The following is a 4,946-nucleotide window of genomic DNA, read 5'->3' as shown; positions in this document are numbered from 1 at the left end:
AAAAATTCCGCGATGGGGTGGGCGGTAGCCGGGGCCGGCGATGTGAACGGAGACGGCTATGCCGATATCCTCGGGGGTTGCCCCTACGGCAGCAATGGCCAGGCCAGCGAGGGCGGCGTCTTCCTGTGGCTAGGCGGTGCGGCCGGCCTGGGCGCCAGCGGCACGCCAGTCAACGCCGACTGGTATGCCGAAGGCAATCAGAATGCCGCGGGACTGGGCACGGCCCTGGCGGCGGCGGGCGACGTGAACGGCGACGGCTACGCCGACGTCCTGGTCGGGACCCCCAACTACGACAGTGGCCAGGTTGACGAGGGGCTCGCTTGTCTCTGGCTTGGTGGCCCGGCTGACCTCGGCGCGAATGGCTCGCCGGCGAATGCGGCCTGGTCGCGCGAAGGCAACCAGGCAAATGCCCATCTGGGAGCGGCCGTGGCCACGGCTGGGGACGTGAACGGCGACGGCTTCGCAGATCTCCTCGTCGGCGCCCCGGACTACGACAATGGCCAGGACGGCGAAGGCAGAGTCTACTTCTACCATGGCGATCCCGACGGTCCCAGCGATACGGCGGCCTGGACGGGCGAGAGCAACCAAGCAGGGGCGGGCTTTGGCAAGGCGGTCGCAGCCGGCGGCGATTTCAACGGCGACGGCTTCGGGGACGTCCTGATCGGCGCCTGGCTCTACGACAACGGGCAGGTCAACGAGGGGCGCGCCTACGCCTTTCACGGCTACGGAGCGGGACTCGCTGCCAGCGCCGGCTGGCTGCAGGAAAGCAACCAGGCCAATGGCGAGTTCGGCTGGAGTCTGGCGTCGGTGGGCGATGTCAACGGCGATGGCTACTCGGACTTCGCCGTCGGCGCGCCGTGGTACGACAACGGGCATGCAGACGAGGGCCGCGTGTTTGTCTACGCCGGCCAACCGGTGAGTCCAACCGTGAACCCAATCTGGACGGCCGAGGCCAATCAAGCCTTCGCCCACTTCGGTCAGAGCGTCGCTGGAGCCGGCGACGTGAACGGCGACGGCTACTCGGATGTGCTGGTCGGCGCTCCGGACTACGAGAACCTGCCTGAGGAGGGGGGCGAGGGAGCTGCGTTCCTCTGGTTCGGCGGCGCCGCTGGACTGGGAGCCAGCGGAACACCGGGCAACGCCGACTGGAGCGCTGATGGGGACCAGGCAGCGGCTGGCTTCGGCTGGTCCGTGGCTGGCGCCGGCGACATGGACGGCGATGGGCTCGGTGACCTCCTGATCGGCGCGCCCTATTGGGACCAGCCGGATCCCAATGGCGGCGCGATCTTCGTCTACCTCGGCGCCGGGGAGGGTCCAGCGAGCGCGGCCGACTGGACTTGGACCCAGGCGGACGACGGCGCCAGCCTCGGCTACGCAGTTGCCGGCGCCGGCGACGTGGACGGCGATGGCTTCAGCGACTTCCTTGCCGGAGCGCCCAACTTCAGCGGTGGGCAGATCCTTGAAGGTTGCGTCTGGTTGTTCGCGGGCTCGGCCGGGGGGCCGGGCGCCGGACCCAACTGGGCCGTAGAGGGCAATCAGGCCGGTGCCGGCCTCGGGCACGCCGTTGCCTCGGCGGGCGACGTGAACGGGGACGGCTATGGGGACGTGGCGATCGGCGCCTGGGCCTTCGATGGTGCCGCTGGCAATGCCTGCGGCCTCGCCAGCGTGTACCATGGCTCCGCCGCCGGCCTGGGCGCTCTGGCCGCCTGGATCGAGGAGGGTCCTGCCGCCGCCGCGTACTTCGGTGAGGCTCTGGCCAGCGCGGGAGATATCAACGGCGATGGCTACTCGGACCTCGTCGCCGGCGGCTACGGCTACAGCAATGGTGAGGCGGAGGAAGGCGGCGCCTGGCTCTACTTGGGCGGGTCGGGGGGCCTCTCGGCGTCGCCGACCTGGTCGCTGGAGGGCAATCAGGCTGGAGCCCGCCTGGGCAATGCCGTCGCCGGGGCGGGCGATGTCACTGGCGATGGCTTTGCGGATCTCCTCGTAGGCCTCTCTCGCTACAGCAGCGGCGAGGCCCAGGAGGGGCGCGCCCTGCTGTTCCACGGCAATGGCATCAACGGCATGGATCGGGCGGTGCGCCAGGCGCAGGCGGACGGAGCTGCTCCCATCGACCTCCTGGGGGGGACAGTCGAGGACGGTTTCCTGCTGAGAGTCCGCGGTCGTAGCGCGGCGGGGCGCGATCACCTGCGCCTGGAATGGGAGCTGGCGCCACTGGGGACGCCCTTCGATGGCCTCGACCTGGGGACTGGAGAGACGGGCGACACGGGAGCGCCGAATGCCCAGGGCAGCGCTGTCGAACTCAGCGGTCTGGCGAGCGGTCTGGCGGTGGGCACGGGCTACCACTGGCGGCTCCGCACGGCGAGCCGTTCACCGCAGTTCCCGCACTCGCGTTGGCTCAGCCCAGCGGGCAACGGTCCCCAGGAACTCGATCTGCGCCGACTGCCGGCGGGAACCGGTGTCGACGAGGCAACTCCCAGTGGAGGTCGCCTCTCTCACTGCTATCCCAACCCCTTCAATCCACACACAACGATAGCTCTCGACCTGCCCTTCGCCTCGGCGGTTCGCCTGTCGGTGCATGATGTCCAGGGGCGCCACCTGGTGACCCTCGTCGACGGATGGCTCGCCGCGGGGCGGCAGGAGTATGTCTGGCAGGGGCAGGACGGGCAGGGCCGGGCGCTGCCGACCGGCGTCTATCTGTACCGGCTCGACGCTGGTGCGCGCCGCGAGGCCGGCAAGCTGGTGCTGCTGCGATGAGCGCCCGGTCAGCGCTGCTGACACTGGAGCGAGGAAACAGGAAGGGGCCGCGCCTGCGCGCGGCCCCTCTGCGTTGCCATGGAATCCGAGCGGTGTTGGCCTAGTAGAGAGCCTTCACGTTGCTGATGCTCATGTCGGCGGTGGCGACGGACTCAAGGCAGTCGCAGGCCGACGGATTCGTGCAGTTGAAGGTGAACTGGCCGCCCGCAACGGGGATCGTCTCGCCGAGGGTGTTCACAAGGGCGAGGGTGTCGCTCTGGCGCGAGGGGCGCACGGCCAGGGCGTAATTGTCCCCGAGCCAGGCCGGGTCGATGCAGTAGAAGTCCATGCGGCCCAGATAGGCCAGGGGCCCGTTCAGCGGATTCGGGAAGGCCAGCGCGATGCCGTAGTTCACGTAGCCGATCACCAGCGGGGTGCTCCAGACCGGCGTCACGATGCCGCCCGGGCCGTCCAGCGGGTAGTTCTCGACATAGAACTCGCAGGCCGAGATCTGGCCGACCCAGCTCGCGTCGAGCCAGGCAATGACGTGCACTCGCGTCGTGGTGTAGGCGGCGGTCGGGGCGTAGCAGTGGCTGGCCTGCCCATCGGCGAAGAGGCCGATGTAGGTGTCGGCGACGGCGACGCCGCCGGTCAGGGCCAGGACGAGCAGGCTCGTTAGCAGCTTTCTCATTTTGCGTCTCCTTGCGCGTTGTGCGGCGCCGAGGGCGGCAGCGAATGCCCATCCCCGCCGGGCGGGGGGAAGGTCGAGGAATCGCCGGGCAGCTCGGGGAAGCGGGCGCCCTCTCGACCGCCATCGTGACCGCAGACGCGTAGACGCGTGCAAGGGCGGCGCCAGCCGCCGCCGGCAAGCAAAGGGCGCGGCCCCCGCGAAGGGGACCGCGCCGGGCGGCGGATCCGGCGCCTCTAGCGCTCGCGGCGGAAACTCTCGCGGGAGCGCGCGCGGATGGCCCCGAAGTCCGGCTTCGCCGGCGGGTTCTCCGCGTGGAGACGGCTCAACTCGCCCAGGCCGCGTTCGAGCTGGCTGTCCTTGCCGCTCGCCACCTCCTGGGGCAGGTTCTCGACGACGATGTCGGGGTCGACGCCGTAGTTCTCGATCGTCCAGCCGCCGTCCTTCTCCCACCAGGCCGCGAAGGGGAAGGTCACCGTGCCGCGGTCGACGAGGTCCCCCCCGTTGCTGATGCCGATGACGCCGCCCCAGGAGCGCATGCCGATCACCGGCGCCAGCTCCTCGATCTGCACGGCGCGGGGCAGGATGTCGCCGTCGGAGCCGGCCTCCTGGTTGGTCAGCACGACGAAGGGCCCCTTGAGCGCGCGGTAGGGGTAGGTCTCGACGCCGCCGAAACGGGTGCGGTCCCAGGCCGTGATCGGCCGCCGCAGCCGCTCGAGCAGGATCTGCGAGACGAAGCCGCCGCCGTTCCAGCGGCAATCGACGATGAGTCCCTCGCGATCGGTCTGCGGGTAGAACCAGCGGTCGAAGGTGGTCATCCCGTCGTAGCCCATGTCGGGAATGTGGAGGTAGCCGAACTTGCCACCCGAGGCCTGGGTCACCCACTCGCGGTTGCGGCGCACCCAGTCGGCATAGCGCAGCGCGCCCTCGCTGCGCAGGGTGGTGACCACGAGGTCGCGGCGGTTCTGCTTGCCGGCCGCGTCATCGGCGACCGTGAGCAGGACGTCCTTCTCCGCGAGCTTCTCGAGGCTGGCGTGGAAGGGCTGGTCCGGCGCGAAGGGCAGACCGTTCACGGCGAGGATGTACTGGCCCTCGCGCAGGTTCACGCCGGGCGCGAGCAGCGGCGCCGCGAGGTCGTCCGCTTCGTCGCCGTGGTAGAGGCGGGCGATCCGGTAGACCACGCCCTCGCGCGCCAGGTCGGCGCCGAGCAGACCGGTGGCCACGCCGGGCGGGTTGACGCCGCGGTCGCCGCCCCAGACGTAGGTGTGGCTGGTGTTCAGCTCGCCGATCAGCTCGCCGAGCAGGTCGCCGAGATCGTCGCGGCTCGCGAGCAGCGGGAGCAGCGTCGCATACTGCTCGCGCATCGCCGCCCAATCGACGCCGCCCATGTCCTCGTCCCAGTAGCGGTCGCGCATGCGCCGCCAGGCCTCGTGGTAGATCTGCGCCCATTCCTCCCGCGGGTCGAGATCGATGACCACGCCGTCGAGGGAGACGCGGGCCTCGCTGAGGTCGTCCGGCTCTT

Annotated in this window: 3 protein-coding genes; 1 reads left to right on the top strand and 2 read right to left on the bottom strand. The window is 70.2% G+C overall.

Annotated elements, in window-relative coordinates; all coding sequences use genetic code 11:
• Positions 1-12 precede the first annotated feature (12 nt).
• Complete coding sequence (locus FJ251_13455) at positions 13-2,757, top strand: hypothetical protein (protein ID MBM4118713.1); 2,745 nt, start codon at positions 13-15, stop codon at positions 2,755-2,757.
• A gap of 100 nt (positions 2,758-2,857) precedes the next feature.
• Here FJ251_13455 and FJ251_13450 read toward each other — a convergent pair whose 3' ends face one another.
• Positions 2,858-3,427, bottom strand: a complete 570-nt coding sequence (locus tag FJ251_13450) for a hypothetical protein (GenBank protein ID MBM4118712.1) — start codon at positions 3,425-3,427, stop codon at positions 2,858-2,860.
• Between the two features lie 233 nt (positions 3,428-3,660).
• Positions 3,661-4,946 (bottom strand): peptidase S41 (locus FJ251_13445; protein MBM4118711.1); only part of this gene is annotated, 1,286 nt, incomplete at its 5' end.

The organism is bacterium, assembly GCA_016873475.1.
GTDB lineage: Bacteria > Krumholzibacteriota > Krumholzibacteriia > JACNKJ01 > JACNKJ01 > VGXI01.
Note: the sequence above shows the minus strand (reverse complement) of the source record. Positions and strands in the feature narration are given on the sequence as shown.

Coding starts and splice junctions, on each gene's coding strand:
- FJ251_13455 (MBM4118713.1), top strand. CDS start 13: ATGGGGTGGGCGGTAGCCGGGGCCGGCGATGTGAACGGAGACGGCTAT.
- FJ251_13450 (MBM4118712.1), bottom strand. CDS start 3,427: ATGAGAAAGCTGCTAACGAGCCTGCTCGTCCTGGCCCTGACCGGCGGC.